The organism is Leekyejoonella antrihumi (assembly GCF_007845645.1).
Taxonomy (GTDB): Bacteria; Actinomycetota; Actinomycetes; order Actinomycetales; family Dermatophilaceae; genus Leekyejoonella; species Leekyejoonella antrihumi.
The window spans coordinates 78,591-104,280 of sequence record NZ_VCQV01000016.1 but is presented as its reverse complement, the minus strand read 5'-3'; the positions used below and the strand labels follow the sequence as shown (position 1 = coordinate 104,280).

Below are 25,690 nucleotides of genomic sequence, written 5' to 3'. Positions count from 1 at the left end.
TTGGAGAACCGCCCACCCGACGCGCCAGTCGGGCCACCAGCATGCGCTGGCCGACAAAACCACCCGCACACGGCCCCAACGGCACTCACAAGCAGTTACTGGCCGCCACATGAAAGAGGGAGGCTGGTGGTGCCCTGGTCTACTGCTCCGACGTAGTCGGCCATGGTGATACTTCCTCTCGGACGGTGTCGGTTTAGGAGCGCTCTACGTGCTCGGGTTGCAGGTCTCGTTCATCGTGCCGGTGCTCATTGGGATTCTCCGGTAGTCGACCGACTTCTTCACCCTCTTTGTCTGGATCCGCGACCGTTAGGAACAGGCCGATCGGCCCGTCATAGATCAGCGCGCCGATGAGGCCGCCGAGCAGTGGGGCAATGAACTTGTGCAGGATGTCCGTTTAGTCCCACCGCACGATAAGTGCAGCGAGGAACGCCCCGAGGGTCTGCGCGGCGCCGTAGGGGAACACCTTGCGCCAGGAGAAGCCGCGGAAGACTGCCAGCGCGAGGGTGACCGCGGGGTTGAGGTGCGTCCTGGTCATCCGGCCTGCGACGTAGACGCGGAGGCCCCAGCCCAGGCGATGGAGTCGTGCCCACCGAGGCTGCTCCCTCCGGCAACGACCTGCGCCACCACACCGCACCCGAAGAGGATGAGGATGAAGGTGCCCGCGAACTCTGCCGCACACTTGCCGATGAGTGTGCGCCGTTTCAGTGCTTCCATGGTGTGCCCTTCCCACTGTTGGTGACTCGTGTCATGCCCCTGGCAGGCGGTGGAGAACAACAAAGGGAACATATGGGGTGAGGGAGGCGGCCCCGTTCGATACTGTCGAACGGGGCTCCGATTACCGCCGTCTCAGGCCACCGGTGCGGCGGTGAGCTGAGGGCACCTGGCTAGGGTGGAGCGGTGCCTGAGCAGTGCGGGGTCTCGCCCTCTCGAAACAAAGTCGCCGCCGACGCGTTCGGCCCGCTTCGAGGACGCGCCATGATCGTTGCGGCGGTCTCGATCATGCTCGTCGCAGCCAATCTTCGCCCGGCCGTCGTGGCAATATCCCCGCTGCTCGGCGACATCCGCCACACGCAGCATCTCGGTGGGACCGGTGCGGGTCTGCTCACTACGCTTCCGGTGCTCTGCTTCGGCCTGATGGCCCCGGTGGCACCACGGATCGGTCGGCGACTGGGGATCGAGCGAGCCGTATTCCTGTCACTGCTGGTCCTGCTCGCCGGTGTGCTCGTGCGACTGCTGGCACCGACGATCGCACTCTTCATCGGGACCTTGTTCGTCGGTGTCGCGATCGGTGTGGTCAATGTGCTGCTGCCTGCCTTGATCAAGCGAGACTTCTCGACCCACGCCGGGGTGATGACCGGCCTCTACTCGATGACGTTGTCCTGCGGTGCGGCCGTTGCGGCCGGTCTCACGGTCCCGATCCGAGACAGCACCGGCTGGGCATGGCGGCCAACCCTTGCTGTATGGGCGCTGCTTGTCGTCGCCGCCCTCGTCCTGTGGGTGCCACAGACGCTCGGTCGGCAGCATCACGTGTCGGCCGAGCGGCCTACCTCGAGGTCGGTGGGGCGCAACCGCATCGCGTGGGCCCTCACCATCTACATGGGCATGCAGTCGCTGGTGTTCTACACGGTCATCGCCTGGCTACCGGCCTACTTCTCGTCGCGCGGTGTCTCCGACGCGGATGCGGGGTGGATGCTTGCGCTGTTCAGCATCGTCGGGACGTTGTGCTCACTGGTCATGCCGATCATTGCCACCCGGATGCGCGACCAGCGTCTGCTCGCCGTCGGCACGACCGCGGTGTGCGGAATCGGCCTGCTGGGCCTGGTGATTGCACCCGCGGCATCGATCCTGTGGGTGTGCCTGATCGGCATCGGGCCGGGAACCGGCATCGGGCTGGCCCTCCTGATGATGGTGCTGCGCGCCAGCACGACCGAGCAGACCTCGCAGCTGTCCGGAATGGCGCAGACCATCGGCTACGTCCTGGCGGCAGTGGGACCGATCCTGATCGGTGCGCTGCATGATGCGACGCACTCGTGGTCGGTCGCGCTGGTCGTGCTGGCGGTCTTCGTGATCCCGCAAGGGGTAGGTGGCCTGGTCGCCGGCGCCGACCGCCGCATCCCTGCCTGAGCTAGCCTCGGCTCAGGACCTCGCCGAGGTCGTAGGCGGGGGCCCGGTCCACCTGGTCCAGGGTGCACGATCGCGGGTCCCGGTCCGGGCGCCAGCGCAAGAACGTCACGCCGTGGCGAAAGCGGGAGCCCTCGAGCTGGTCGAATCTGACCTCGACCACCCGCTCGGGCCGCAGCCGCACGAAGGAGACGTCCTTGTTTCCGCTGAAGCGGGATCGGTCGGTCGCGCCCTTGACCGGAGCTCCCTCATCGTCGGTGACGACGAGGTCGGCCAGCTCGTCGACCAGTTCGACACGTCGCTTCGCCGTGAAGGCCACGATGCCACCGACGTTGCGCAGCTCACCGCCGTCGTCATACATGCCTAACAGCAGCGATCCGACGCCGTTGCCGCTCTTGTGGACTCGGTAGCCCAGCAGGACGGCTTCGGCGGTGCGGTGGTGCTTGATCTTGAGCATGGTGCGTTTGCCGGGCGTGTATTCCCGGCGGCAGGCCTTGGCCACGACGCCGTCCAGCCCGGCGCCCTCGAAGCGGGTGAACCAGTCCTGTGCCAGCGTCGCGTCATCGGTGACCCGGGTGAGGTGAAACGGGGCGCCTGGAGCCAGTCCGTGGAGCGCGGCGGTAAGTCGCGCTCGACGCTGCTCGAACGGCATACCGGTGAGGTCCTCGTCGTCGAGCGCCAGTGCGTCGAAGAAGATCACCTCGGCCGGTGTCTCCTGGGCGAGCTTGCGGACCCTGGAGTCGGCGGGGTGGATGCGCTGACTCAGGGACTCCCAATCGAGCCGCTGCGCGCCCGGCTCGCCGGATCGAACCACGACCTCACCGTCAAGGGCGCAGCGAGCCGGAAGGTGCTCGAGCGCAGCGGTGATGAGCTCAGGGAAGTAGCGGGTCAGTGGCTTCGCCCCCCGGGAGGCAATCTCCACCTCGTCGCCGTCGCGCAGCACGATGCACCGAAATCCGTCCCACTTCGGCTCGTAGAGATAGCCACCCTCGATGGAGGTGGGCTCGGGCACGGCGTCCATTGCCTTGGCCAGCATGGGCGTGATCGGCAGGTCCACAGGTAGGTCCATGACCCCAGTGTGCGGTATGCGGCCGCGCGCGTGCCGCACGTCGCGCTGGGTGGTGGCGCGACCTGGCACGATGAGTTCATGCGAACACGACTGTTGGGGGCTGCGGGGCTGGCGGGTGCGAGCGCCGTGGGCGGAGCGCTGGGCCTGAGTTCCTACTTCGCCCGCCGGTTCGTGACTCCGGAGCCGCCGGAGGACGACGTGGTGATCCGCGAGCTGACGGCGTCGACGATCACGCTGGACGCGGATGAGCAGACCACGGCACCGGGCCGCTACGGACTGTGGTTGAACGGGCCAACCGGACACCTGCGCTTCGCCGACGTCCTCGCTCGCACGGACACCACGGTCACGAGAGTGCTGGAGGCCGTCGACTTCGGTGAGCCGTTGCCCGGAGCGGCCCGGATGAACGGCTACTACCATGCGGGTCCGCCGGCGTCGTCACTCGGCATACCGCTGGAGGACGTGAGCCTGCCCGGTCCGCTCGGCGCCATGCCCGGCTGGCAGGTGCGTGGCCAGGACCCCGCGCGCTGGGCGGTCCTCGTGCACGGGCGAGGGGCGCTGCGTGCGGAGTGCCTGCGCGCCGTCCCGACACTGCACGACCTCGGGTTCAACGTGCTGATCCCCAGCTATCGCAATGACATCGACGCGCCGGCAAGTGATGACGGCCGCTACCACCTCGGACTCAGCGAGTGGGAGGACGTTGAGGCGGCGCTAATTCACGCGGTGGAGCTTGGGGCGCAGGAGATCGTGCTCTTCGGCTGGTCGATGGGTGGCGCTGCGGTGCTGCAGACGCTGGATCGCTCGTGGCTGTCCGAACGCGTGAGCAGGGTCGTGCTGGACGCGCCAGTGGTCGACTGGGCAGCCGTGATGGCCTTTCATGCACGAGAGAACCGGCTGCCCGCGCCGCTCGGCCGACTGGGCGGGCGGATGATGCGCGGGCCCGCGGCGGGCCGCCTCCTCGGACTGGTGCCGGGGATCGATCTGGCGCACACCAACTGGGTGGCCCGCGCGGCCGAGCTGCATACGCCGATCCTGCTGATCCACTCCACCGATGACGAGTTCGTGCCTGTGGGACGGTCGCAGGAGCTCGCCCGCGCCAGGCCCGACCTGGTGACGATGCCCGAGTGGACGACGGCACGACACTGCCGGGAATGGAACACCGAGCCCGGTCGCTGGGAAAGGATGGTGCGAGAGTTTCTGGCACCCCCTGCCTGAGGGCACACCAGGCGCGGCACGGCGGATAGTGTGGCAAGCCATGCGGACGTCGGCCCGGCGTCCGTGACGACTGAGAAGGGGACAATCGTGCAGGTCAACCCGATGTCTGCTATCCCGGCGGCGGGTCTCGCCGCTGCCACGCTGCTGCCCGGATTCACGCCCCGCCGGCGCATCCTCGGAGGCATGATCGTTGCCGGCACGTATGCCGCGCAGGCCGTGGCCGAGCCCGAAGGCTTCCAGCCGGTCACGGTCACCCCGACGACGGGCGGCAAGCTGACCAAGGAGCAGTCCCAGATGGTCAGCACTGCCGCATCGAGCGCTGTGGTCGGCCTGCTGGCGATCCCGCTCGTCGGCGTGGCACGGATCCTGCCGGTGCGCCGCGTCTTCATGGCCGCAGCCATGGCCGGTGGCTACGTCGCGCTCGACGCGAAGCTCACCGAGCTGCTGAAGCCTGCCGCGGATCGGGCCCGTGCCGCCCGTGATCAGGCCATGCAGGCACGTCGCAAGGCCGATGACGCCCACGCGGAGGCCGACCGGGCAGTTGCCAAGTCCGAGACCGCCTGGCACCAGGCGCAAGAGGCGGAGTCGCAGGCCGACGACGCTCAGCAGTAGGTCCGACCGGCCGCACCGGGGGACCCTGCGAGTGGTGCGCAGCATGATGAGTGAGCCGGGTCGACATGGGCAACTGGACGGGGCGGTACGGCATACCAACAGGAGTCGACCAGGTGGTGTGGTCCAAGCGCGGACTTCCGCGGTTCTCAGCCCTGTGCTGTGGCTCGACACCTGTTCGTGTGACGACAGGCTGCACCGGCCCGGTCCGCCGCATGCTCATGCGGAGAGGGAATCTCCTGTGCGATACTTGTATCGCACAGGAGGTGATGGTCGTGGCGATCTCGATCAGACTAGAGCCGGAGGACGAGGCACGACTCGCGGAATTGGCGCGGCGTACCGGTCGCTCGAAGACGTTCTACGTGCGTGAGGCAATCCACGAGCACCTCGACGACCTCGAAGAGCGCTACTGGGCGGACGCCGTCGTGCACGAGTGGGAAGAGTCCGGCAAGCCGAACCGTCCGGCTGGGCAGTTGTGGGATGAGCTGGGCGTTTGAGCCGTTGGCAACTGCGCACTTCACCGCAATTCGATCAGGCTGCTCGTCGGCTCGACCGAGCGGTACTGCGTCGAGTAAAGACCTACCTGGAATCAGTCTGCGAACTCGACGAGCCGCGCCAGCGAGGCAAAGGACTGACCGGGGACCTCGCTGGATACTGGCGGTATCGAGTGGGCGACTGGCGAGTGATTGTCGAGATCAATGACGAAGAACTGGTGATCATCGCCATCGGTCTCGGGCATCGTTCCGAAATCTACCGATAAGGCGGTTCGCGCTGTCGAAGTGGACTTGATGAATGGTGCCGTCGTCCCTTCCCTGCGTTTTGGGGCCGCATATTGACCTCTCGGCGCGAGTGGACGAGACCTCGATGTGACCCGGACCCGCTTCGAGTCCTCCGTGCAAATAGTCACTCAGCGCTGGGCCTGGAGGAACTTCAGCAGGGCGGCGTGTCCTTTGGCCTCGCCCTGCTTGTTGGCCTCGAGGGTCCCGCCTAGCACGGTGTAATACGCGCTGAACGGCTGATCGTATGCAGCCGCGGTGGCGCTGTAGTACGCCTCCATTCCTCCCGCGGCGTGACCTGCGTTCGGCACCGTGAGGGCGGTCACCGGGTATCGAAAGTGATGAGCGCGCAGCCGAGCCTGGATCGCTGCGGTGAAGCCGCACGAGGGCCAGATGCGATCCATCGTCCCGCAGACCAGCAGCAGTGGCCCGTGGATCTTCTCCACGGGGATGACACCATTCACCAGCTGGGGATAGTGCGCGTCGAGCAGCAGGGCTGCCTCGCTGCCCCGAGAGAACCCCCATCACCACCACGTGGTGCGGGTCGACGCCGGGCTGGGCCCGCAGGATGCGTAACGCCTTGGCGAGTACTCCAACGGGGTGTTGCGCAGCGTGCTCGGCAGCCCCGGCTCCTTGAAGTAGGCCAGTGCCATCACCGGACACCCATGACTGGCCAGATGTGCGGCTTGCGCTGTCTCGTCAGCCAGGCCGCCCTCCGCGCCACCGAACATCAACAGGGCAGGCTCGCGGGTCGTGCTGCGCGGCGGCAGGAACAGATCGGCGTACACGCCGTCCTTGGCCGGGCGCAGTGACTTCTGCGTGACACCCTTCGCCATCGGCAGCCGGCGGGCGTCTGCGGTCGCCACCGTGTGCCCATCGACGGTCGCCGCCAGGGTGACGGTGAACGGCTTCATGAAAGGAACGAGCGGAAGGCCTCCTGATCGGACCCCTTGGGCGGCTTCATGAAATCGAGGAGCCCCATCGGATTGGGCCCCGTATAGCTGCCACCGGTGGATGGCATCCCCAGGGAGACCACACCGTCCGACGGCACCCGGACCGCGGCCGAGCCCTTCCAGCGCACCCCGCCGTCATCGGTTGCACGGGACGTCACGGTGGCCCTCGACCCCGCGGGCAGCCCCGTGATCATCGTCGATACCGGCGCATCGGCCACCGCGACCGCCGGCGAAACACGCATCGTCGCATGGACAGCCGTCGACGAGCTCGAGCAACCGGCCACACCGGCCACCGCGATGGCCGCCGCCGGCGCCGCACCAACCGCTCTGGCACCCACACGCGAACGCGTCCTTCTGCCGAATGAGGCATCGGCCCCGGCTGGGTTGAGCGGCAGGAGAGACATAGCGTGACGGGGTTGGCCGCTACTCATCCTCCTCCGTCTCCGAGGGTGCGATCAGCACCACCAGCGACCGGCCGGCGACCTTGAGGTCCGCGCCCGGGGAGTAGGTCTCCGTGGGCAGCGGCTGATCCGTTGCGGTCTGCAGCGCAATCGACCAGGCTCCGCCCGTGACGACGTCCGGCACCTGGAAGTCCACCGGCCCGCTGTGGGCGTTGAACATCAGGAGCATGTGGTCGTCGGTGACCGGCATGCCTCGCTCATCCGGTGCGTGGATGGCCTGCCCATTGAGGAACACCATCAGGGAGCGCGCGTAGCCGTTGCGCCAGTCCAGCTCGTTCATCTCACCCCCAGCGGGGGAGTACCACTGGATGTCGCCCAGCTCACTCGCGCCGCCGTGGTGCGCGTCGCCGTCGAAGAACCGGCGCCGCCGAAGGTTCGGGTGGTCCCGCCGCAGCGCGATGGCCTGCTGGGCGAACTCGAGCAGGTTCTGCGAGTCATCGTCGAGGTTCCAGTCGAACCAGGAGATCTCGTTGTCCTGGCAGTAGACGTTGTTGTTGCCCTGTTGGGTGCGCCCCACCTCGTCGCCGTGCAGGAGCATCGGCACACCCTGGCTGAGCAGCAGGGTGGCGATGAAGTTGCGCTGCTGCTGCGTGCGCAACCGGCGGATCGCCGGGTCATCGGTGGGGCCCTCGACGCCGCAGTTCCACGAACGGTTGAAGCTCTCGCCGTCGTTGCCGTCCTCCCCGTTGGCGTCGTTGTGTTTCTCGTTGTAGGACACCAGGTCCCGCAGTGTGAAGCCGTCGTGTGCCGTCACGAAGTTGATGGACGCGATCGGGCGACGCCCAGAATGCTCGTAAAGGTCGCTGGAGCCGGTGAGCCGGGAGGCGAACTCGCCGAGCGTCGCGGGCTCGCCACGCCACATGTCGCGCACCGTGTCACGGTAGGCACCGTTCCACTCGGTCCACAGCGGCGGGAAGTTGCCCACCTGGTAGCCGCCGTCACCCACATCCCACGGCTCCGCGATCAGCTTCACCTGGGAGATGACCGGGTCCTGGTGGATGATGTCGAAGAAGGCCGACAGCTTGTCGACCTCGTGGAACTGGCGCGCCAGGGTAGCCGCCAGGTCGAAGCGGAACCCGTCGACGTGCATCTCCTGCACCCAGTAGCGCAGGGAGTCCATGATCAGCTGCAGGACGTGCGGACTGCGCGCCAGCAAGCTGTTGCCCGTGCCGGTCGTGTCGTAGTAGTGCTCCTTGCGCTCCTCGACCAACCGGTAGTAGGACGCGTTGTCGATGCCGCGGAACGCCAACGTGGGGCCGAGCTCGTTGCCTTCCGCGGTGTGGTTGTAGACCACGTCGAGGATGACCTCGATATCCGCCTCGTGCAGGGCCTTGACCATCGACTTGAACTCGCTGACCTGCTGGCCGTCGGTGCCCCACGCCGCGTAGGCGCCGTGCGGGGCCAGGAAGCCGATCGTGTTGTAGCCCCAGTAGTTGGCCAGTCCCTGATCGGTCAGGGAGGTGTCCTGCACGAACTGGTGAACTGGCATCAGCTCGACGGCGGTGACCCCGAGGGTGGTCAGGTGCTCGATGACGGCCGGGTGCGCCAGCGCGGCATACGTGCCGCGGATCTCCTCGGGCAGGTCCGGGTGGGTCATCGTCAGGCCCTTGACGTGCGCCTCATAGATGACGCTGTCGTGGTATTCGTGCTGCGGCGGACGGTCGTGGCCCCAGTCGAAGAAGGGGTTGACGACGACCGACAGCATGGTGTGGCCGAGGGAGTCGTCGGTATTCAGCGCGTCGTGGTCGTCGAACCGGTAGGAGAACAGTGACTCGTCACCGTCGACCTGCCCGTCGATGGCCTTGGCGTAAGGATCCAGAAGCAGCTTGGCGGGATTGCAGCGGTGCCCCTCGTCGGGTTCATGGGGACCGTCCACGCGGTATCCGTAGCGCTGCCCGGGCTGAATTCCGGGCAGATAGGCGTGCCATACGTGACCGTCGACCTCCGTCAGACCGACACGGGTCTCCTCGAGGTCGGGGCTGATGAGGCACAGCTCGACGGCTGTGGCAATCTCCGAGAAGAGCGCAAAGTTGACTCCGGAGCCGTCGTACGTGGCTCCGAGCGGGTAGGGGCGGCCAGGCCATATGTCCATGGCACGCCATTGTGGTGCACGATCTTGAGCGTTGTGACGGCTACCGTGTAGCACGTGAGCGCCGACACCCAAAAACCGCACGGTTCCGGCCCTGAGGTGAAGCAGGTGCTGAAGGCCAAGCTGTCCAAGGTGCCGGGCCTGCTCCAGTTCGTGCGGATGACCGTCGAGACGGTGCGGGTGTGTATGCAGTACCGCGTCACCGGCTTGGCGGCCGAGGCCGGGTACTTCGCCCTGCTGTCACTGCCGCCGTTGGTCTTCGGGCTGTTGGGTGGTGTCGGCTACCTCGGAGACATCCTCGGGCACAACACTGTGGCGACCGTCACCCGCGACATCGAGAATTACGCATCGGGTTTCCTCACCGAGGCCAGTCTCAACCAGGTGCTGATGCCGACGATCCGTGACGCCCTGGGCGCGGGCCGCCCCGACGTGATCTCCATCGGGTTCCTGCTGTCCCTGTGGTCGGGGTCCCGATGCCTGAACGTGCTGCTGGACACCATCTCGATCATGTATAGCCAGGGCGGCAAGCGGGGGATCGTCCGTACCCGCATTCTCAGCCTTTCCCTCTATCTGCTCTCCTTGCTCTTCGGCGCGATCGTGGTGCCGCTGACCGTCATCGGTCCAGACGTGCTGGGCGACTGGCTGCCGGCCCAGGTGCGCTTCCTGATGGTCTTCTACTGGCCATTGGTGGGCGGGCTGACGATCCTGGGGTTCGCCACGCTGTACTACATCGCCACACCCCAGCGAACCCCGTGGGTGCGAGACCTGCCCGGCGCTGCGCTCACCCTCGCCACCTGGGTCGTCACCTCGATGGCGCTGCGCTGGGCGCTGAACCGCTCGATCGTCGGCGGACTGTCGATCTATGGACCGCTCGCCGCGACGATCGTGGTGCTGATCTGGCTCTACTTCCTGTCCATCGGGGTGCTGATCGGTGCAGCGTTGAACGCGGCGACGGTGCGGCTGTGGCCGCCGCCCGAGCTGTTGCCGGTCCGCGAGCGAGCGCGGGCCCTCATCGAGGACGGAGTCTCCCGGCTCCGCGAGAGGGACGATGGGGTGGACGACACGCCCGGCGTCGAACCGGACGAGGGCGAGAATCGGCCGTTGGCGGAGGTGGACACGCCAGTCGGCAACCGCCAGAGTTTGGACTCATCCCGTGCGATCGGTTAAGGTCGCTGAGCAGCGTGCGTGGGAGACCGCGAGCGCAGGCGGACATAGCTCAGTTGGTAGAGCGCAACCTTGCCAAGGTTGAGGTCGCCGGTTCGAGCCCGGTTGTCCGCTCCATGGTGGAGTGGCCGAGAGGCGAGGCAACGGCCTGCAAAGCCGTCTACACGGGTTCAAATCCCGTCTCCACCTCCATGGGCGATTGGCGCAGCGGTAGCGCGCTTCCCTGACACGGAAGAGGTCACTGGTTCGATCCCAGTATCGCCCACCAGCTCGACAGACGGTCCTGACCCGCGCACTGTTCGCGTCCGGGCCGCCCGGGTCCGGTCGCCGGACGAAGTCCGGGTGAAGACCCGGCGGAGCCGTGTGCGCCGCAGTCGGGCGATGCGACACACTGGCGCGATGATGCTGACCATCTCGGCGAAACGGTCGACCGCGCTCGAAGCGCCGAGTGACCTCGGCTACCTGCTGCACAAGCATCCCGGCCGCGTTCAGACATTCGACGTATACGGCGGAGCGGCATCCGTCTTCTATCCGGAGGTCGACGACGACCGGTGCACTGCGGCGATGATGCTCGAGGTGGATCCGATCGCGTTGGTGCAGGGACGCTCCGGGTCACCTGACGGTTTCGCCCTGGGTCAGTACGTAAACGACCGGCCGTATGTCGCGTCGTCCCTCCTGTCGGCCGCGCTGGCCAAGGTCTTCGGGTCGGCACTCAACGGACGTTGCAAGGGTCACGAAATGCTGGTCAACGCATCGCTTGAGCTCACGATCGCCCTGCCCGTCGTTCCGGGTGATCCCGACCTGGTGCGGCGCCTGTTCACGCCCATGGGGTGGGACGTCCACGCCGAGCCGATCGCGCTGGATACGACCAGGCCGGAGTGGGGCGATGCTCCGCTCGTGTCGCTGACACTTATCGGTGCACATCGACTGGCCGACGCTCTGACTCACCTTTATGTGCTGCTGCCGGTTCTGGATGACGCGAAGCACTACTGGGTCGGTGACGACGAGGTCGACAAGCTGATGCGGGCCGGCGGGGACTGGTTGTCGACACACCCCGAGCGAGAGCTGGTCACGAGCCGATACCTCGCTCATCAACGTGGTCTGAAGGAGGCCGCGATCCAGCGTCTGATCGAGCTGGACGATCGTCCGGTCGAGGAGCCGGTGGACGAGGAGGCAGCGGTCGTGCGGCCATTGGTTCACCTGCGCCACGAGGCGGTGCTCGAGGTCGTGCGCAAGATGCGTCCGGAGTCCGTGGTCGACCTCGGATGCGGACCCGGCGCGCTCCTGGGAGAGTTGCTGGAGGTCCAGGGCCTCCACCGGGTCATCGGCACCGAGGTCTCCGATTCCGCACTGTCGAAGGCGGCCAGGCGTCTGCACGTCGACCGGATGACAGAGCGGCAGTCCGAGCGGCTGACGCTGCTGCTGTCGTCTTTGCAGTATGCGGATGATCGCCTGGTCGGGCTCGACCTGGCGATCCTCATGGAGGTCGTCGAACACATCGACCCGGACCGGCTGACCCCGGTCGTGACCAACGTGTTCGGATCGATGCAGCCTCGACACGTTGTGGTGACGACGCCGAACATCGAGTACAACGTGCGGTACCCCGCGTTGGTCGGCGGTGGTCTCCGCCACCCGGATCATCGATTCGAGTGGACTCGCGACGAGTTCGCCAACTGGACGCGGTCGGTCGGTGAGTCCTTCGGCTATGCCGTGGACCTGCGGAGTGTCGGCGCCGTCGACGGCGAGGTCGGATCGCCAACACAAATGGCGATCTTCACTCGGGCTGTCTCAGGGGAGGCGCCGTGATGAGTGAGTTGAGTGTTCCGGAGTTGTCACTGGTCGTGCTGATCGGAACCAGCGGATCCGGCAAGTCGACCTTCGCCTCCACCCACTTCCGGCCCACCGAGGTCGTGTCCAGCGACGAGTGCCGGGCCATGGTCTCGGACGATGCGAACGACCAGGCCGCGACCAAGGACGCCTTCGATCTGCTGGAGTACATCGTCGGCAAACGTCTTGACCGTGGTCGGCTGACGGTTGTGGACGCCACGAACGTGCAGGCCGCGTCTCGCCGATCGCTGATCGCGCTGGCCAAGGAGCACGATGCGCTCTCCGTGGCGATCGTGCTGGACCTGCCTACCGCACTTGCCGTCGAGCGCAACGCGTCTCGGCCGGACCGCGACTTCGGTGCACGCGTGGTCAGGCGTCAGCACGACCAGTTGCGCAGATCGTTGCGCAGCCTCAAGCGCGAGGGGTTCCGCACGATCTATGTCCTCGACTCGGTCGAAGCGGTGTCCGAGGCGTCGATCGCGCGGACTCGGTTGTTCAACGACCGCCGGGACGAGCATGGCCCGTTCGACGTGATCGGCGATATGCACGGGTGCCGAGAAGAGTTGGAGGACCTTCTCGAACACCTGGGATACACGGTCGCTCGTGATGCCGGTGGGCGGGCGATCGATGCCGTACACGTGACGGGCCGTCGAGTCGTCTTCGTCGGCGACCTGATCGACCGCGGCCCTGACTCGCCCGGTGTGCTTCGCCTGGCGATGGGCATGGTGGGCAGTGGGAACGCCCTATGTGTCTCCGGCAATCACGAGGCAAAGCTGGTGCGAGCGCTCGGCCGCAAGGACGTCAAGGAGACTCACGGGCTAAGCGAGACGCTGGATCAGTTGTCACGTGAGGGGGAGTCGTTCACCCACGAGGTGCGCGAGTTCTGCAGGGGGCTGGTCGCCCACTATGTGCTCGATGACGGCAACCTCGTGGTGGCGCATGCGGGGCTGAAGGAGCAGTACCACGGTCGGGCTTCCGGCCGGGTTCGGGCGTTTGCGCTCTACGGCGATACCAGCGGTGAGACCGACGAGTTCGGACTTCCAGTGCGCTATCCGTGGGCACAGGACTATCGCGGTGCGGCGACCGTTTTGTACGGACACACCCCGGTGCCGGATGCCGAGTGGGTCAACAACACGATGTGTCTGGACACCGGCTGCGTGTTCGGCGGCAGTCTGACCGCGTTGCGTTACCCGGAGCGTGAGGTCGTATCGGTGCCGGCTCTTCGCACGTACTACGAGCCGGTGCGGCCGCTGGCGCCGCGCGAGCGCGACCCGGAGGTCTTGGACGCGCTCCGACGTCATGGGGCACCGCATCATCGAGACCGAGTATCTGGGGCGGGTCTCGATGCGTGCGGACGACGCAGCCGGTGCGCTGGAGGTGATGAGCAGATTTGCCGTGGCACCCAAAGACCTGCTGTATCTGCCTCCGACCATGTCGCCGGTGGACAGCTCACCCCGTGACGACGTCCTCGAGCACCCGGACGAGGCCTTCGCCCACTACGCCAAACGATCCGTCGATCGGGTGATCTGCGAAGAGAAGCACATGGGGTCTCGGGCGATCGTGCGGGTGGCCGTGGATGGCACCGGCGTCATACACACGCGGACGGGGCGAGCGTTCTTCGACCGGGACCGGCAGTCAGCCGTGCTTTCTCGAACTGCCCACGCTCTCCGCAAGGCGGGAGTCTGGGAGGACCTCGGTACGACCTGGCTGCTCCTCGACACCGAGATCCTCCCGTGGACGGCGAAGGCGGAGGCCATGGTCCGCAACCAGTACGCCGAGGTGGGTGCCGCGGCCACGGCTGCGTTGCCTGCGGAGATCGACGTGCTGGAGGCGGCCGCAGCGCGAGGCGCCGACGTGGGTAACCTGCTCGATCGGACCCGCGCGCGGGCCATCCACGCCGCGCTCTTTGTCGAGGCCTACCGTCGCTATGCACAGCCGATTGACACACCGCTCGGCGTCCAGATCGCGCCCTTCCAGGTCCTCGCGAGTGATGCGACCGGCTACGAGACCCGTGACCACCGGTGGCACCTGGATATCGCCGATCGCCTGGTCGACGCAGACCCCGCACTGTTCCGACCGACCCGCCGCATCGTCGTCGACACCACAGACGAGTCGTCGCGGGCCGCAGGGGAGAAGTGGTGGGAGGATCTGACGACCGGCGGCGGTGAAGGGATGGTCGTCAAGCCATTCGACAACCTCGTTCGTGGCCCGAAGGGCCTGGTGCAGCCGGGGCTGAAGGTGCGGGGGCGAGAGTACCTCCGGATCATCTACGGCGCCGACTACACCGACCCGGCAACGCTTACTCGGCTCAAGCAGCGGAATGTCGGGCAGAAGCGGTCGATGGCATTGCGTGAGTATGCACTTGGGCTCGAGGCGATCCGCCGCGCGATCGCGGGCGAGCCTGTGTGGCGAGTGCATCAGTGCGTATTCGGCGTGCTCGCCATGGAGTCCGAACGGGTCGATCCCCGGCTGTGAAAAGTCAGGCGGGATCGAGGAGGACCTCCGCGTAGAACTGCTCCTCGGACTCCAGGGCCGCGATGATGTTCTCGGCCTTCCGGAAGCCGTGTCCCTCACCCTCGAAGAGCACCAGTCTCACCGGGATCCCCTTGGCCTTCAGCGCGTCTGCCATCGCCATCGCCTGGGACGGCGGGACCACCTTGTCCTCGGTGCCCTGCAGCAGGATCATCGGGCTGCTGAGCTGGTCGATGTGGTTGATCGGTGACCGCTGCTCATACAGCTGGGCAGCCTGCGGGTAGGGACCGACCAGGCCGTCGCCGTATCGAGACTCGAACTTGTGGGTGTCCTTGGCGAGGGTGGTCAGATCGGAGATGCCGAAGTGGCTGGCACCGGCCGCGAACACGTCGGTGAACGTCAGCGCCGCCAGCGTCGTGAACCCACCGGCTGAACCACCGCGGATGGCGAGCCGGTGCCGGTCGGCGCGACCCTGGTCGGCCATGGCGAGCGCGCCGGACGCACAGTCGTCCACATCGGTCACCCCCCAGGAGCCCTTGAGGCGCTCCCGGTAGGCACGCCCATACCCGGTGCTGCCGCCGTAGTTGACGTCCAGCACGGCGAAACCACGCGTGGTCCAGTACTGGGTGGCCGCAGTCAGCACCGGCGCCGTCCTGCTCGTCGGGCCGCCGTGGGACATCACCAGCAGCGGAGGGCGCTCACCGGCGGGTGCCGTGAACTCCGGGTTCACCGGTGGGTAGTAGAAGCCGTACACCTCCTGGCCGCTTTCGTTGTGCCACTGGACCGGCTCGGGCCGGCTGACATAGCCCGGGTCGGTCTCCTGCCGGCTCGCGCTCTGGAGCGGCTCGGCCCGGTCGGCATCGGCGCTGAGCGTGATCACCGCGGAGGGCTTGTCGGCGAAGCTCGCGACACAGACGACCCGCCGCCCGCCTACGGCCACGGACCGGTATGCCGTGGCGCCGGCATCGAGCTCGCGAACGGTCCCATGCGCGGCATCGAGAACTCCGAGATGTCCGAAACCGTCCTCCAGCCAGCTGCAGATGATGTCACCGCCTTCGGTGAACCCGAAGGTGGAGGTGCCAAGGCTCCAGCCCGGCACACCGAAATCGAGGTCTCGGGGGAGCAGGCAGGTGATCTCCCCTGACGTGAGGTCCTCGGCATACAGGTTGGCGAACCCGCTGCGGTCGGACAACCAGACGAGCCGGCCGTCCGGCGCCCAGCGAGGCTCGTCGACCGACTCGTGCGACCCGGCCGCAGCGACGCGTGTGGCGATGACATCACCCATGTCATCGAGCACGCCGATGCAGACTCGGGTGTCGTCCCACGGCATGTTGGGGTGATCCCACTGGACCCAGGTCAGTCGCCTGCCATCCGGGCTGACGCCGGGGTGGGAGACGAAGTCCGATCCCTCCACCACGACGGTGCCGCGTTGGTCCGCGGCATCCAGGGAGACGCGGACCAGCGTGTTCACCGGCTCACCGGTGCCGCCATGGTCTTCTCGCACGGCGTATACGCAGCGTCGGCCCAGATCCAGGTGAAGCCCGCCGTAGCGCATCGAGCCCGCGGCGGTGATCGCCTGCGGCGCGTCATCGGCGGCGGCCAGGCGGTAGATGCGCTGGTCCGTGAAGTTCACGAACACCACCACGCCGTCGCGGACGGCATACCCGCCGCCGCCGTATTCGTGGACCCGGGAGCGCACGTCGAACGGCGCAGGGGTCACGTCGGCCCTGCCACCACCGCGATGTCGCACGAGAACCGTCCGGCCACCCTCGCTGGGGCGGCCCTCGAGCCAGTAGACGTCATCGCCGTCCGTCGCCGGCTCCGACAGGCTCAGGCTGCTCTGCGCGAGTGCCGCCGCAGTCAGCGGCGACCGCCAGGTGCCAAAGGGTGCGGTCGTGACACCGTTCGCGCCCATCACGCGGACTGGGTCATGCGAGGGCGCCCATGGGGTCCCAGGCCGGCAGGACCGCAGGCTCCGACTCGAGCGCGGCCTGAAGCTCGGGGGTGAGCGCATCGCGGTGCACCGCGATCTCGAGGACGTACTCGCCGAACCAGCTGTCGTTCATGGTGAACAGGCCCTTGTCACCCTTCTCGTCGCCCCAGCTGTTCTCGACCCGCCACTTGCGCGGTGCGCCATCGACGACATCGACGCCCACGAAGAGCATGGCGTGGGTCATGAGACTGTCGTGCAGCAGCAGCCGGTCCGCCTTCGACATCGCCGAGTCGGTGCCGTAGACACCGTCGTAGTCGTAGAGCGCCGCATCCCAGATGCCCAGCTCACTGTTGCTCATCTTGCCGGTGTCACAGCCGAACCACACCGGCTCGCCGCCAACGATCGCGTCCATCGCAAGGCGTCGCAACTGGTCGATCTCGACATTCAGGTAGGTGACCGGGGGGCCGCCGACGACGTTGCCGAGCCTGTCCACGGTGTAGGTGCTGCCGTAGGCGCTGGTCGGGCGTGGGTCGTTCACCAGGCATACGTAGTCGGACGGGTCGACCGTCAGATAACGCTCGGCGAAGGCCTGCGGAGTCAGGTCACCGTCGCGGTGGAAGGCCTTGTCGTCGTCGGTCCACTGCCAGAAGAAGCTCTCGGGGGGTGTGCCAAGGTGCATGGTCAGCAGCCGGTGCGCGTCGGCCAGTGCACTGCGCTTCGTCTTGCGCAGGACCTCGGCGTCGCCGCCCTCGGCCACCACCGCGCGCAGGTCACGCGCCGCCTTGCGCAGCTGCCGAGCGAGCGCGTCGTTCATGGCATGGGTGTTGGACGATGCCTCCGTCTCGGGCATCACCGACTGCGGCACCAGCCCGTGCTTCAGGACGAGTGCGACGAACATGTTCCACTGACCGCCGTCCTCGGTGGGCGTGTCGAGGACGTGGGCCACGGTGCGGTCGTCGATGTCTCGGTCCGCGGTCTGGATGATGTTTTCCAGGAAGTAGTTCGCCTTCTCCAGCTTGTCCCAGTAGAGGAGGTGGTTCTGAGACAGCTCGAAGTCCTTGACCCCGAGCCGCCCGGCGACGCCGGTGCGCAACAGGTTCAGACCGGCGAAGAGCCAGCATCGGCCGCTCTTCTTCTGGTTGGTCACCTTGCGGTCGGTGACCTGGTTGGAGACGGTGTGGTCGATCGACGTCACGATGCTGCGGTCGAGCGCAACCTCGGTGATGGACTGCTTGCTCAGGGCGTTCTGCATGAGGCGGTTGTGCGGGTCCGCGGCAAACTCCTGCGAGAGGCCGGCGAACTCCGCAGCCGACAGTGCGCCATCTGGGTCTGACGGCTGCACCTTAGACGAACCTGTGGGTTCAGACATGTGTACTCCTGCGGTTGGGACGTTCCAATGCGTACTCTTTGACGCTCCCATCTTCGCACCCTCCCTGTGTGATGCGTCACTGATATTCGCACCCGCCTCTGCGGGAGCGCGTCGCTCGGGTTACGTTCGAGGTGGCCCTTTCGAGTTCGAGGGTGGCGGACTGCAGTGCAGGGTATGCCGCGAGGGAACCGACTCGCTCGGCGCAGTTGTTGCCGCCTCGGACATCGATGTCGACACGAGGAGGACTACGTGAGCGCAACTGCTACGACCGACACCTATCCGACGAGAGCCGGGCAGGCTCAGGTGATTCCGCGCGAGAACGAGGTGGTCTTCGGCGCCGCCGCCGATGGGCCTTTCGCAGCCGACGAGCTCGACTCCTTCGCGGAGAAGGGATACGCCCTGATCGACCGCCTTGTCGCAGTCGGTGAGCTGGACGGACTGCGTGCCGAGCTGAACCGCCTGTCTGACGACCCGGAGGTGCGCGCCGACGAGCGGACGGTCGTCGAAGCGAAGTCTCAGGAGGTGCGCAGCATCTTTGACGTGCACCGCACGAGCGACGTGTTCGGCAGGATCGCGCGGGACCCGCGGGTGGTGGATCGGGCCCGTCAACTGCTCGGTTCCGAGGTCTACATCCACCAGAGCCGGGTGAACTTCAAACCGGGGTTCGACGGCAAGGAGTTCTCCTGGCACTCGGACTTCGAGACCTGGCACGCCGAAGACGGGATGCCGGCGCCGCGCGCGGTGAGTATCTCGATCTCGTTGACCGACAACTATTCGTTCAACGGCCCGTTGATGATCATGCCTGGGTCACACCAGGAGTTCATCTCCTGCGTCGGGCAGACGCCGGACGACAACTACAAGAGCTCCCTGGTGATGCAGGGCGCGGGCACGCCGGACCGCGACACCCTGACCAAGTTCGCGGACCGATACGGCATCGACGTCCTCGAGGGGCAGGCGGGCGGGGCCATCATGTTCGACTCGAACTGCATGCACGCGTCCAACGGCAATGTCACGCCGTTCGCACGATCGAACATCTTCATCGTCTACAACAGCGTCGAGAACACTCCGAAGCAGCCGTATGCCGCGCCGGCGCCGCGCCCGTCGTTCCTCGGCTCCCGGGACTTCACCCCGGTGGGCTGAACCGAAGCCACGGCGAGGTGGTGTGATAAGCGTCACAGTATCTCGCTGTGGCTTGCGATTTCGAGTCAACCCTGCTGAAAAAATACATCATTGATGCAGACGGACGTCAATGTTCCGTGCTGCCAGTTGCATTCATGGTCGTTGGCATCGAATCATGGGCTTCCACAGCCAATCTGAAGTTGATTCATTCTCAGAACACGTTATGTTCTTTGGATATGAGCAGCGCCCTGCAGACGCCACTTGCCCCTTCAACCCCGCGACGCACCGTCGCGCTCCGTCAACCGACGGTAGACGACGGCGGTGAGCTGTGGCGGATGGCAACAGAGTCGCAGACCTTGGACGTGAACACCTCCTACGCCTATCTTCTGTGGTGCCGCGACTTTGGCACGACCTCGCTGATGGCCGAGATCGACGGAGAGCCGGCCGGGTTCGTCATCGGCTATGTGCGCCCCGAGAACCCCGAGACGCTGATGATCTGGCAGGTGGCCGTCGACTCCTCGCACCGTGGTCAGGGTCTGGCCCGCACCCTGCTGGATGGCTTGGTGGACCGGGTGCCCGGCGTGACCCGCATGGAGACCACGATCACCGACGACAACCGGGCCTCGATCGCCCTGTTCACCAGCTTCGCGAAGCGCCGCGATGCGTCGATTCAACGGGACGACCTCTTCGGGGACCATCACTTCCCGGACAACCACGACGCGGAGCGCCTCTACACCATCGCGCCGCTGTCCTGAGCCGCCGCGCTCCACAGACCATTCCGACGACCTGGAAGGACGACTGACGAACCATGACTGAGACGACTGACGAAGCTACCCGCGTCTTTACCGAACGCGAGTCCGATGTCCGCAGCTACTGCCGCAACTGGCCCGTGGTGTTTGACCGGGCCGATGGGATCTACCAGTACACAGAGCACGGCAAGCGCTACATCGACTTCTTCTCGGGTGCCGGCGCACTCAACTACGGCCACAACAACCCGGTCCTTAAGCGCGCGCTGCTGGAATATCTCGAGGGCGACCACGTCGTGCACTCGCTGGACACCTACACCGTGGCCAAGCGTGAGTTCCTCGAGACGTTCGAAGACGTGATCCTGAAGCCACGGAACTTGGACTACAAGGTCCAGTTCCCCGGCCCGACAGGCACCAACGCCGTCGAGACCGCCCTCAAAATCGCGCGCAACAGCACGGGACGTGAGGACATCGTGGGCTTCACGAACGCGTTCCATGGAATGACCTTGGGGTCGCTCGCGGTCACTGGCAACTCGATGAAGCGCAACGGCGCCGGCACCCCGCTCTATCACGCCACTCCGGCGCCGTATGACGACTACTTCGACGGCGAGACCGCGGACTTCATGTGGCTGGACCGGGTCTGGAGCGACAGCGGATCCGGCCTGGCCACTCCGGCTGCCGTGATTGTCGAGACGGTCCAGGGCGAGGGCGGTCTGAAGGCCGCACGTGCAGTGTGGCTGCGTGAACTGCAGGCCCTCTGTCGCCGGCACGGCGTGCTGCTGATCGTCGACGACGTGCAGGCCGGGTGTGGCCGCACCGGTACGTTCTTCTCGTTTGAGGAGGCGGGCATTGAGCCGGACATCGTGTGCCTCTCGAAGTCGATCTCCGGGTACGGGCTGCCGATGGCGCTGACGCTGATGCGTCCGGAGCTGGACCAGTGGGAGCCAGGTGAGCACAACGGGACCTTCCGTGGTCACAACCCGGCATTCGTGACGGGAACGGCCGCCCTGAGGACCTACTGGACCGATGACGCCCTCCACGACAATGTGCTGGAGCGCTCGGCACAGCTGCGTGAGGCGCTGGGCCGCATCGCGTCACTGACCGATGGGGCAACCGTGCGTGGGCGCGGGCTGCTCGCCGGGATCGCCTTCCGGGACGTCGCGGTTGCCGGCAAGATCGCTGCGGCCGCCTTTGATCGCTGCCTGCTGGTGGAGACCTCCGGCCCCGAGAGCGAGGCTCTCAAGATCATGCCGGCGCTGACCGTGACCAAGGATGAGCTGGCCGAGGGCCTGGAGGTCCTGGTCGAGGCTGCGCGCGACGTGCTGGGCAGCACCAAGGCCACCGAACGCACACCGGCACTGACGAGCTGAGCGCGGCGCTCGGCATACCCCGGTGACAGCGGGATCCATCCACGAACGTGAGGAGAATGCATGAAGGTTGTCAACCTGAACGAGCTGAACGGCACGGAGAACGACGTGGAGCACGGCACCTGGCGCAGCCGCCGGTTCGTGCTGGCGAATGACGGGGTGGGCTTCTCGTTCCACGACACCGTGCTCTATGCGGGCACCTCGACGGACATGTGGTATGCCAACCACATCGAGTGCGTCTACTGCTACGAGGGTCATGGCACGCTCGTCAGCCGCGAGACCGGCGAGGAGTGGGAGATCAAGCCCGGCATGATGTATCTGCTCAACGCCCACGACAAGCACACGGTGAAGGCGGAGACCGACGTCAAGGTGGCCTGCGTGTTCAACCCGCCGGTCACCGGACGCGAGGTGCACGACGAGCACGGCGTGTATCCGCTCCTGACCGAGGACGACGAGCCGGCCAAGGACGGCGCCACCGTGTGACCGACTGCGATGGACTTATGGCGGACCCTCGACAACACGTCGAGGGTCCGTCTGTCGTTCGGCTGCCCAGCTACCGGCCGCGCCGGTGGGTGGGGTCGCTCGGGGAGCGTCGAGCAACTCCCAACGACCCGGTTTTGTCGATGGCGTCGGGGTCGGCTAAAGTTCTCGTCGTTGCCCTGCGACCAGCGGGGCGCAGGCGGACATAGCTCAGTTGGTAGAGCGCAACCTTGCCAAGGTTGAGGTCGCCGGTTCGAGCCCGGTTGTCCGCTCCATCACGTCGGGTCACCATTGCTGCGAGATCTCGTGACGACGGTGGCCCGAAGCAATGATGAGGGCGATTGGCGCAGCGGTAGCGCGCTTCCCTGACACGGAAGAGGTCACTGGTTCGATCCCAGTATCGCCCACTCAAGGCACGGCGTTTGGCCTCTCGACCTCGGCGTCACGAGGAGTCCAACCCCGCTTCGACAGACGCACCGCACGGGGGCGAGGCCGCCCGGCCAGGTAAGTGGCGCGGCCGATGAGACCGCCCGTAGGCTGCCTGCTGTGCAGTCCGAGCCCGAACAATCCATGGTCCGCGTCCGCGGCGCCCACGTGCACAACCTGCGTGGGGTGGACGTCGACGTCCCCAGGGACGCGCTGGTCACGTTCACCGGTGTCTCCGGCTCGGGCAAGTCCTCACTCGCGTTCGGCACGATGTATGCCGAGGCGCAGCGACGCTACTTCGAATCGGTGGCGCCGTATGCACGACGGCTGATCAACCAGGTCCAGGCGCCACGCGTGGACTCGGTGACCGGCCTGCCGCCTGCTGTGGCACTCCAGCAGCAACGCGGCGCGCCGACCTCTCGGTCGAGTGTCGGCACGATCAGCACCCTGTCGAATCTTCTGCGCATGCTGCTGTCTCGGGCCGGCACCTATCCACCCGAGCTCGGCAGGCTGGACTCGGACGCCTTCTCACCGAATACGGTGGCCGGCGCCTGCCCAGAGTGTCATGGGCTCGGCCACATTCATCGACCGACCGAGGACACTCTGGTGCCCGACCCGTCCGTCTCGATCAGGGACAAGGCGATTGCGTCCTGGCCGGGCGCGTGGCTGGGCAAGAATCTGCGAGACATCCTCGACACGCTCGGCTATGACATCGACCGGCCGTGGCGCGAACTGCCCCAGGTCGACCGCGACTGGATCCTGTTCACCGACGAGGAACCGGTTGTGACGGTGCACCCCGTGCGCGAGGCCGGCCGCATCCAGCGTCCCTACCGGGGCACCTACATGAGTGCTCGACGACACGTGATGCGCACCCTGTCCGACTCCAAGAGCGCATCTGCACGCAAACGTGCGCTCCGGTTCGTCGAGACCGTGGACTGCCCGGTGTGCAAAGGACGCCGGCTGCGGCCGGAGTCGCTCAGCGTCACCTTCGCCGGGCGGCCCATCGACGCGCTGACAAACCTGCCGGGCGCCGAGTTGCGCGCGATCCTGGCTCCGATCGCGCAGTCGGCGGACGAGACGGTGCAGAGCGCGTTGTCCCGAGAGATCTGCACCCGGTTGGATGTGCTGCTCGAGCTCGGGCTGGGCTACCTCAGCTTGGACCGGGCCACGCCGACGCTCTCGTCGGGGGAGATGCAGCGGCTTCGCCTGGCAACCACGCTGCAGTCCGGTCTGTTCGGCGTCGTCTACGTGCTCGACGAGCCGTCGGCGGGCCTGCATCCAGCCGACGCAGAACCGTTGATGCGCGTGCTGGCTCGCATCATCGACGGGGGCAACTCGCTCTTCGTGGTCGAGCACGACATGGACGTGGTGCGGCAGGCCGACTGGGTCGTCGACGTCGGTCCGTCAGCGGGCGAGCAGGGTGGACTGATCTTGTATTCCGGGCCGGTGGCCGGTCTGCAAGGCATCAAGCGCTCCGTCACTCGCCGCTATCTCTTCGACGACTCCGACGCGGTCCAGCGTGCTGCTTCCGGACGGCGTCAACCCCGAGGATGGCTGCGCCTTGCCGGTGTCACCCGGCACAACCTCCGGGGCATCGACGTGGAGATCCCGCTGGGCGTGATGACCGCTGTCACCGGCGTCTCCGGCTCGGGCAAGTCCACGCTGGTGACCCAGGTGCTGAGCGAGATCGTCCGCGACCACCTTGGCAGCGAGCCGGTAGCCGGGCCGGATGATGACCCCTCCGAGCGGGACTCGGCTACCGATCGGCTCCGGGTCGACAGAGTCGAGGGGCTGGACCTGATCACCCGCCTTGTGCAAGTGGACCAGAAGCCCATTGGCCGCACGCCGAGGTCGAACCTGGCGACCTACACGGGCCTCTTCGACGGCGTGCGCAAGGTCTTTGCGCAGACGGACGGAGCCAAGGCCCTCGGGTATGGCGTCGGACGGTTCTCGTTCAACGTCACCGAGGGCCGCTGCGAGACCTGTCAGGGGGAGGGCTTCGTGGCGGTCGAGCTGCTGTTCCTCCCGGGCACGTACTCGCCGTGCCCGACCTGCCACGGGGCACGCTACAACGACGAGACGCTGCAGATCACCTGGGAGGGCCGCACGATCGCCGGGGTGCTGGACCTCAGCGTCGACGCCGCGGCCGACCTGTTCGGCGACGTGCCGGCCGTCGCCCGCAGCCTGCAGACCCTCCAGCAGGTGGGCCTGGGCTACCTGCGTCTCGGGCAACCCGCGACCGAGCTGTCCGGAGGTGAGGCCCAGCGGATCAAGCTGGCCACCGAGCTGCAGCGGGCGCAACGAGGGCATACGCTCTACCTGCTCGACGAACCGACGACCGGCTTGCATCCTGCAGATGTTGACGTCCTGATGCGCCAGTTGCACGGGCTGGTCGATGCCGGTTCGACGGTTGTCCTGGTCGAGCACGATATGGACGTGGTGGCCGGAGCGGACTGGGTCATCGACCTCGGCCCCGGAGCCGGTGATGAGGGCGGCCACGTGGTGGCAGCCGGTCGGCCCGCGGACGTAGCACGGTCAGAAAGCAGCCGTACTGCTGAATACCTCACCGCACGAATCAATTCCGATCAATAGACGCAGAATCTCCTCGACCACGTGACGCAGCTGGAGGTGCGGGCAGATTGCCGGCTCGGCTCGTTCGAGCCGCGCGGTGAGCGTGGACAGCCGTTCATAGTTCGCCTGAGCCGTTGCGACCCACTCTGAGCCAACCTCTCCATGGATGGAGAACGTCTCCTCACGGAGCCGTGGCAGCACGATGGTGCGCAAGTACCTGACGAGAGTGTTCAGCTCTGCGCTCGGCCAGGTGCGGACCGCCACCAGGGCCAGGACCGATGCCGCGCGATCTCGAACCCCGGTCAGGAGGTTCCCGTCGTAGCTGACCAGGCGTTCGTTGGGCATGAGGGAACCTGGGCTGGTGCGAAACTGGGTGGTCATGTCGAGCGCCCCGATCTATTCGCTGGGTGCGTGTGGGCTGCCGGTCACGGGGGTGCGCCAGGTGGCGCTGTCGGCCACATGGAAGCGGCGACCAGTGATCTCGCGGGCGAGGATCCGGATAAAGCGGTCCTTCGGGCCGGGATGCCATGGCAGCAATGGCAGCTCGGTCGTGTCGATCAGGTCGTCCGGCCGGACGATGTGTTTCCCGCTGCCCTTGATGACCACACTCCACGCCTCGCTTGTCTCGGGGTCGTAGCCGTCTGCCTCGAGGGCAAGATCGCCGCCCGCAACGGCGGCACTGAACTTGGTGCCTTCAGCGGTGCGGAAGACAATCGTGGTGTGGTCGACGACGTAGTTGATGGGCAGGATCTCCGGCTGTCCCTTCACGCAGACGGCCAGTCGGCCGACTGCGGCCGAGCGCAGGTGGGCCCAGCAGGCGCTATCGGTGAGAGTGGACACGGCCGGAGGCGAATATGTACTCATACGACAATCGTGCTCTCAGCGATGGCCGGACGGTAGGGTCTTTAGTCCGTGCCCACGGAACG

Annotated in this window: 25 protein-coding genes and 5 tRNA genes; 19 read left to right on the top strand and 11 right to left on the bottom strand. The window is 66.5% G+C overall.

Going from position 1 to position 25,690, the window contains the following annotated elements; all coding sequences use genetic code 11:
- Window positions 1-394 precede the first annotated feature (394 nt).
- Window positions 395-535, bottom strand: coding sequence for an aquaporin (locus tag FGL98_RS25810; RefSeq protein WP_222432154.1), 141 nt, complete (start codon window positions 533-535; stop codon window positions 395-397).
- A complete protein-coding gene (locus FGL98_RS25805; protein WP_222432153.1) occupies window positions 532-714 on the bottom strand; it encodes an aquaporin in 183 nt (60 codons plus the stop codon). The genes FGL98_RS25810 and FGL98_RS25805 overlap by 4 nt, the downstream gene beginning before the upstream one ends.
- Before the next feature lie 261 nt (window positions 715-975).
- Here FGL98_RS25805 and FGL98_RS12660 point away from each other — a divergent pair, with 261 nt between their 5' ends.
- Entirely contained in the window at window positions 976-2,124 is a 1,149-nt protein-coding gene (locus FGL98_RS12660) for a CynX/NimT family MFS transporter (RefSeq protein WP_146317125.1), read from the top strand.
- Window position 2,125: 1 nt separating this feature from the next.
- Here FGL98_RS12660 and FGL98_RS12655 read toward each other — a convergent pair whose 3' ends face one another.
- Complete coding sequence (locus FGL98_RS12655) at window positions 2,126-3,190, bottom strand: ATP-dependent DNA ligase (protein ID WP_146317124.1); 1,065 nt, start codon at window positions 3,188-3,190, stop codon at window positions 2,126-2,128.
- A gap of 78 nt (window positions 3,191-3,268) precedes the next feature.
- Between FGL98_RS12655 and FGL98_RS12650 the strand changes: the two genes are divergently transcribed.
- The 4 genes from FGL98_RS12650 to FGL98_RS12635 all read left to right on the top strand — a co-directional run bounded on the left by FGL98_RS12650 (window position 3,269) and on the right by FGL98_RS12635 (window position 5,771).
- Window positions 3,269-4,402, top strand: coding sequence for an alpha/beta hydrolase family protein (locus FGL98_RS12650; protein WP_146317123.1), 1,134 nt, complete (start codon window positions 3,269-3,271; stop codon window positions 4,400-4,402).
- A gap of 30 nt (window positions 4,403-4,432) precedes the next feature.
- Window positions 4,433-5,014, top strand: a complete 582-nt coding sequence (locus FGL98_RS12645; protein ID WP_146317122.1) for a hypothetical protein — start codon at window positions 4,433-4,435, stop codon at window positions 5,012-5,014.
- A gap of 272 nt (window positions 5,015-5,286) precedes the next feature.
- Window positions 5,287-5,508: a type II toxin-antitoxin system RelB family antitoxin gene (gene relB, locus FGL98_RS12640; RefSeq protein ID WP_246136523.1), complete on the top strand. Its 222-nt coding sequence runs from the start codon at window positions 5,287-5,289 to the stop codon at window positions 5,506-5,508.
- Window positions 5,505-5,771, top strand: coding sequence for a type II toxin-antitoxin system RelE family toxin (locus FGL98_RS12635; protein WP_146317120.1), 267 nt, complete (start codon window positions 5,505-5,507; stop codon window positions 5,769-5,771). Before relB ends, FGL98_RS12635 begins: the two co-directional genes overlap by 4 nt.
- Before the next feature lie 147 nt (window positions 5,772-5,918).
- On the opposite strand, the gene FGL98_RS12630 is transcribed toward FGL98_RS12635, so the two are convergent.
- The 4 genes from FGL98_RS12630 to glgX all read right to left on the bottom strand — a co-directional run bounded on the left by FGL98_RS12630 (window position 5,919) and on the right by glgX (window position 9,293).
- Window positions 5,919-6,251: an acyl-CoA thioester hydrolase/BAAT C-terminal domain-containing protein gene (locus FGL98_RS12630; RefSeq protein WP_186526145.1), complete on the bottom strand. Its 333-nt coding sequence runs from the start codon at window positions 6,249-6,251 to the stop codon at window positions 5,919-5,921.
- A gap of 60 nt (window positions 6,252-6,311) precedes the next feature.
- Complete coding sequence (locus FGL98_RS12625; protein ID WP_146317118.1) at window positions 6,312-6,701, bottom strand: hypothetical protein; 390 nt, start codon at window positions 6,699-6,701, stop codon at window positions 6,312-6,314.
- Complete coding sequence (locus FGL98_RS27120; protein WP_425460995.1) at window positions 6,698-6,898, bottom strand: acyl-CoA thioesterase/BAAT N-terminal domain-containing protein; 201 nt, start codon at window positions 6,896-6,898, stop codon at window positions 6,698-6,700. The genes FGL98_RS12625 and FGL98_RS27120 overlap by 4 nt, the downstream gene beginning before the upstream one ends.
- Before the next feature lie 265 nt (window positions 6,899-7,163).
- A complete protein-coding gene (glgX, locus tag FGL98_RS12615) occupies window positions 7,164-9,293 on the bottom strand; it encodes a glycogen debranching protein GlgX (protein ID WP_146317116.1) in 2,130 nt (709 codons plus the stop codon).
- Window positions 9,294-9,347: 54 nt separating this feature from the next.
- Here glgX and FGL98_RS12610 point away from each other — a divergent pair, with 54 nt between their 5' ends.
- From FGL98_RS12610 to FGL98_RS26920, 7 genes are all read left to right on the top strand, one after another.
- Entirely contained in the window at window positions 9,348-10,457 is a 1,110-nt protein-coding gene (locus tag FGL98_RS12610) for a YihY/virulence factor BrkB family protein (RefSeq protein ID WP_246136521.1), read from the top strand.
- 38 nt (window positions 10,458-10,495) lie between these two features.
- Window positions 10,496-10,571 (top strand) — tRNA-Gly (locus FGL98_RS12605).
- Window position 10,572: 1 nt separating this feature from the next.
- Window positions 10,573-10,646 (top strand) — tRNA-Cys (locus tag FGL98_RS12600).
- 1 nt (window position 10,647) lies between these two features.
- A tRNA-Val gene (locus FGL98_RS12595) sits at window positions 10,648-10,722 on the top strand.
- 131 nt (window positions 10,723-10,853) lie between these two features.
- Window positions 10,854-12,260 carry a 3' terminal RNA ribose 2'-O-methyltransferase Hen1 gene (locus FGL98_RS12590; RefSeq protein ID WP_146317115.1) on the top strand — a complete coding sequence of 469 codons (1,407 nt, stop codon included), beginning with the start codon at window positions 10,854-10,856 and terminating at the stop codon, window positions 12,258-12,260.
- Complete coding sequence (locus FGL98_RS26925) at window positions 12,260-13,741, top strand: AAA family ATPase (protein WP_342779977.1); 1,482 nt, start codon at window positions 12,260-12,262, stop codon at window positions 13,739-13,741. The genes FGL98_RS12590 and FGL98_RS26925 overlap by 1 nt, the downstream gene beginning before the upstream one ends.
- Window positions 13,626-14,756, top strand: coding sequence for a hypothetical protein (locus tag FGL98_RS26920; protein WP_342779976.1), 1,131 nt, complete (start codon window positions 13,626-13,628; stop codon window positions 14,754-14,756). Before FGL98_RS26925 ends, FGL98_RS26920 begins: the two co-directional genes overlap by 116 nt.
- 4 nt (window positions 14,757-14,760) lie before the next feature.
- Here the strand turns inward: FGL98_RS26920 and FGL98_RS12580 are convergent, their stop codons facing one another.
- Together FGL98_RS12580 and FGL98_RS12575 are read right to left on the bottom strand one after the other, a co-directional pair.
- Entirely contained in the window at window positions 14,761-16,668 is a 1,908-nt protein-coding gene (locus tag FGL98_RS12580) for a S9 family peptidase (protein ID WP_146317114.1), read from the bottom strand.
- Between the two features lie 13 nt (window positions 16,669-16,681).
- Window positions 16,682-18,055, bottom strand: a complete 1,374-nt coding sequence (locus tag FGL98_RS12575; protein ID WP_146317113.1) for a C1 family peptidase — start codon at window positions 18,053-18,055, stop codon at window positions 16,682-16,684.
- Between the two features lie 249 nt (window positions 18,056-18,304).
- Here FGL98_RS12575 and thpD point away from each other — a divergent pair, with 249 nt between their 5' ends.
- From thpD to FGL98_RS12540, 7 genes are all read left to right on the top strand, one after another.
- The gene (thpD, locus tag FGL98_RS12570) at window positions 18,305-19,195 is read left to right on the top strand and encodes an ectoine hydroxylase (protein ID WP_246136520.1); all 891 of its coding nucleotides are present in this window, start codon (window positions 18,305-18,307) and stop codon (window positions 19,193-19,195) included.
- Window positions 19,196-19,242: 47 nt separating this feature from the next.
- Entirely contained in the window at window positions 19,243-19,929 is a 687-nt protein-coding gene (ectA, locus tag FGL98_RS12565; protein WP_246136519.1) for a diaminobutyrate acetyltransferase, read from the top strand.
- A 53-nt stretch (window positions 19,930-19,982) separates the two neighbouring features.
- On the top strand, window positions 19,983-21,290 hold the full coding sequence (gene ectB / locus FGL98_RS12560; protein WP_146317111.1) for a diaminobutyrate--2-oxoglutarate transaminase: 1,308 nt from the start codon (window positions 19,983-19,985) through the stop codon (window positions 21,288-21,290).
- 60 nt (window positions 21,291-21,350) lie between these two features.
- Entirely contained in the window at window positions 21,351-21,770 is a 420-nt protein-coding gene (locus FGL98_RS12555; protein ID WP_146317110.1) for an ectoine synthase, read from the top strand.
- A 196-nt stretch (window positions 21,771-21,966) separates the two neighbouring features.
- A tRNA-Gly gene (locus tag FGL98_RS12550) sits at window positions 21,967-22,042 on the top strand.
- A gap of 60 nt (window positions 22,043-22,102) precedes the next feature.
- Window positions 22,103-22,174, top strand: a tRNA-Val gene (locus tag FGL98_RS12545).
- Window positions 22,175-22,337: 163 nt separating this feature from the next.
- Window positions 22,338-24,785 (top strand): excinuclease ABC subunit UvrA, encoded by a 2,448-nt coding sequence (locus FGL98_RS12540; RefSeq protein ID WP_146317138.1) that lies wholly within the window; start codon window positions 22,338-22,340, stop codon window positions 24,783-24,785.
- On the opposite strand, the gene FGL98_RS12535 is transcribed toward FGL98_RS12540, so the two are convergent.
- Window positions 24,729-25,109, bottom strand: coding sequence for a hypothetical protein (locus FGL98_RS12535; RefSeq protein WP_146317109.1), 381 nt, complete (start codon window positions 25,107-25,109; stop codon window positions 24,729-24,731). The two genes, FGL98_RS12540 and FGL98_RS12535, sit on opposite strands and share 57 nt — an antisense overlap.
- A gap of 51 nt (window positions 25,110-25,160) precedes the next feature.
- The gene (locus tag FGL98_RS12530) at window positions 25,161-25,628 is read right to left on the bottom strand and encodes a pyridoxamine 5'-phosphate oxidase family protein (RefSeq protein ID WP_146317108.1); all 468 of its coding nucleotides are present in this window, start codon (window positions 25,626-25,628) and stop codon (window positions 25,161-25,163) included.
- Between the last annotated feature and the right edge of the window lie 62 nt (window positions 25,629-25,690).

Coding starts and splice junctions, on each gene's coding strand:
- FGL98_RS25810 (WP_222432154.1), bottom strand. CDS start 535: ATGACCAGGACGCACCTCAACCCCGCGGTCACCCTCGCGCTGGCAGTC.
- FGL98_RS25805 (WP_222432153.1), bottom strand. CDS start 714: ATGGAAGCACTGAAACGGCGCACACTCATCGGCAAGTGTGCGGCAGAG.
- FGL98_RS12660 (WP_146317125.1), top strand. CDS start 976: ATGATCGTTGCGGCGGTCTCGATCATGCTCGTCGCAGCCAATCTTCGC.
- FGL98_RS12655 (WP_146317124.1), bottom strand. CDS start 3,190: ATGGACCTACCTGTGGACCTGCCGATCACGCCCATGCTGGCCAAGGCA.
- FGL98_RS12650 (WP_146317123.1), top strand. CDS start 3,269: ATGCGAACACGACTGTTGGGGGCTGCGGGGCTGGCGGGTGCGAGCGCC.
- FGL98_RS12625 (WP_146317118.1), bottom strand. CDS start 6,701: ATGAAGCCGTTCACCGTCACCCTGGCGGCGACCGTCGATGGGCACACG.
- glgX (WP_146317116.1), bottom strand. CDS start 9,293: ATGGACATATGGCCTGGCCGCCCCTACCCGCTCGGAGCCACGTACGAC.
- FGL98_RS12590 (WP_146317115.1), top strand. CDS start 10,854: ATGATGCTGACCATCTCGGCGAAACGGTCGACCGCGCTCGAAGCGCCG.
- FGL98_RS26925 (WP_342779977.1), top strand. CDS start 12,260: ATGAGTGAGTTGAGTGTTCCGGAGTTGTCACTGGTCGTGCTGATCGGA.
- FGL98_RS26920 (WP_342779976.1), top strand. CDS start 13,626: ATGCGTGCGGACGACGCAGCCGGTGCGCTGGAGGTGATGAGCAGATTT.
- FGL98_RS12580 (WP_146317114.1), bottom strand. CDS start 16,668: ATGGGCGCGAACGGTGTCACGACCGCACCCTTTGGCACCTGGCGGTCG.
- FGL98_RS12575 (WP_146317113.1), bottom strand. CDS start 18,055: ATGTCTGAACCCACAGGTTCGTCTAAGGTGCAGCCGTCAGACCCAGAT.
- ectB (WP_146317111.1), top strand. CDS start 19,983: ATGACTGAGACGACTGACGAAGCTACCCGCGTCTTTACCGAACGCGAG.
- FGL98_RS12555 (WP_146317110.1), top strand. CDS start 21,351: ATGAAGGTTGTCAACCTGAACGAGCTGAACGGCACGGAGAACGACGTG.
- FGL98_RS12540 (WP_146317138.1), top strand. CDS start 22,338: ATGGTCCGCGTCCGCGGCGCCCACGTGCACAACCTGCGTGGGGTGGAC.
- FGL98_RS12535 (WP_146317109.1), bottom strand. CDS start 25,109: ATGCCCAACGAACGCCTGGTCAGCTACGACGGGAACCTCCTGACCGGG.
- FGL98_RS12530 (WP_146317108.1), bottom strand. CDS start 25,628: ATGAGTACATATTCGCCTCCGGCCGTGTCCACTCTCACCGATAGCGCC.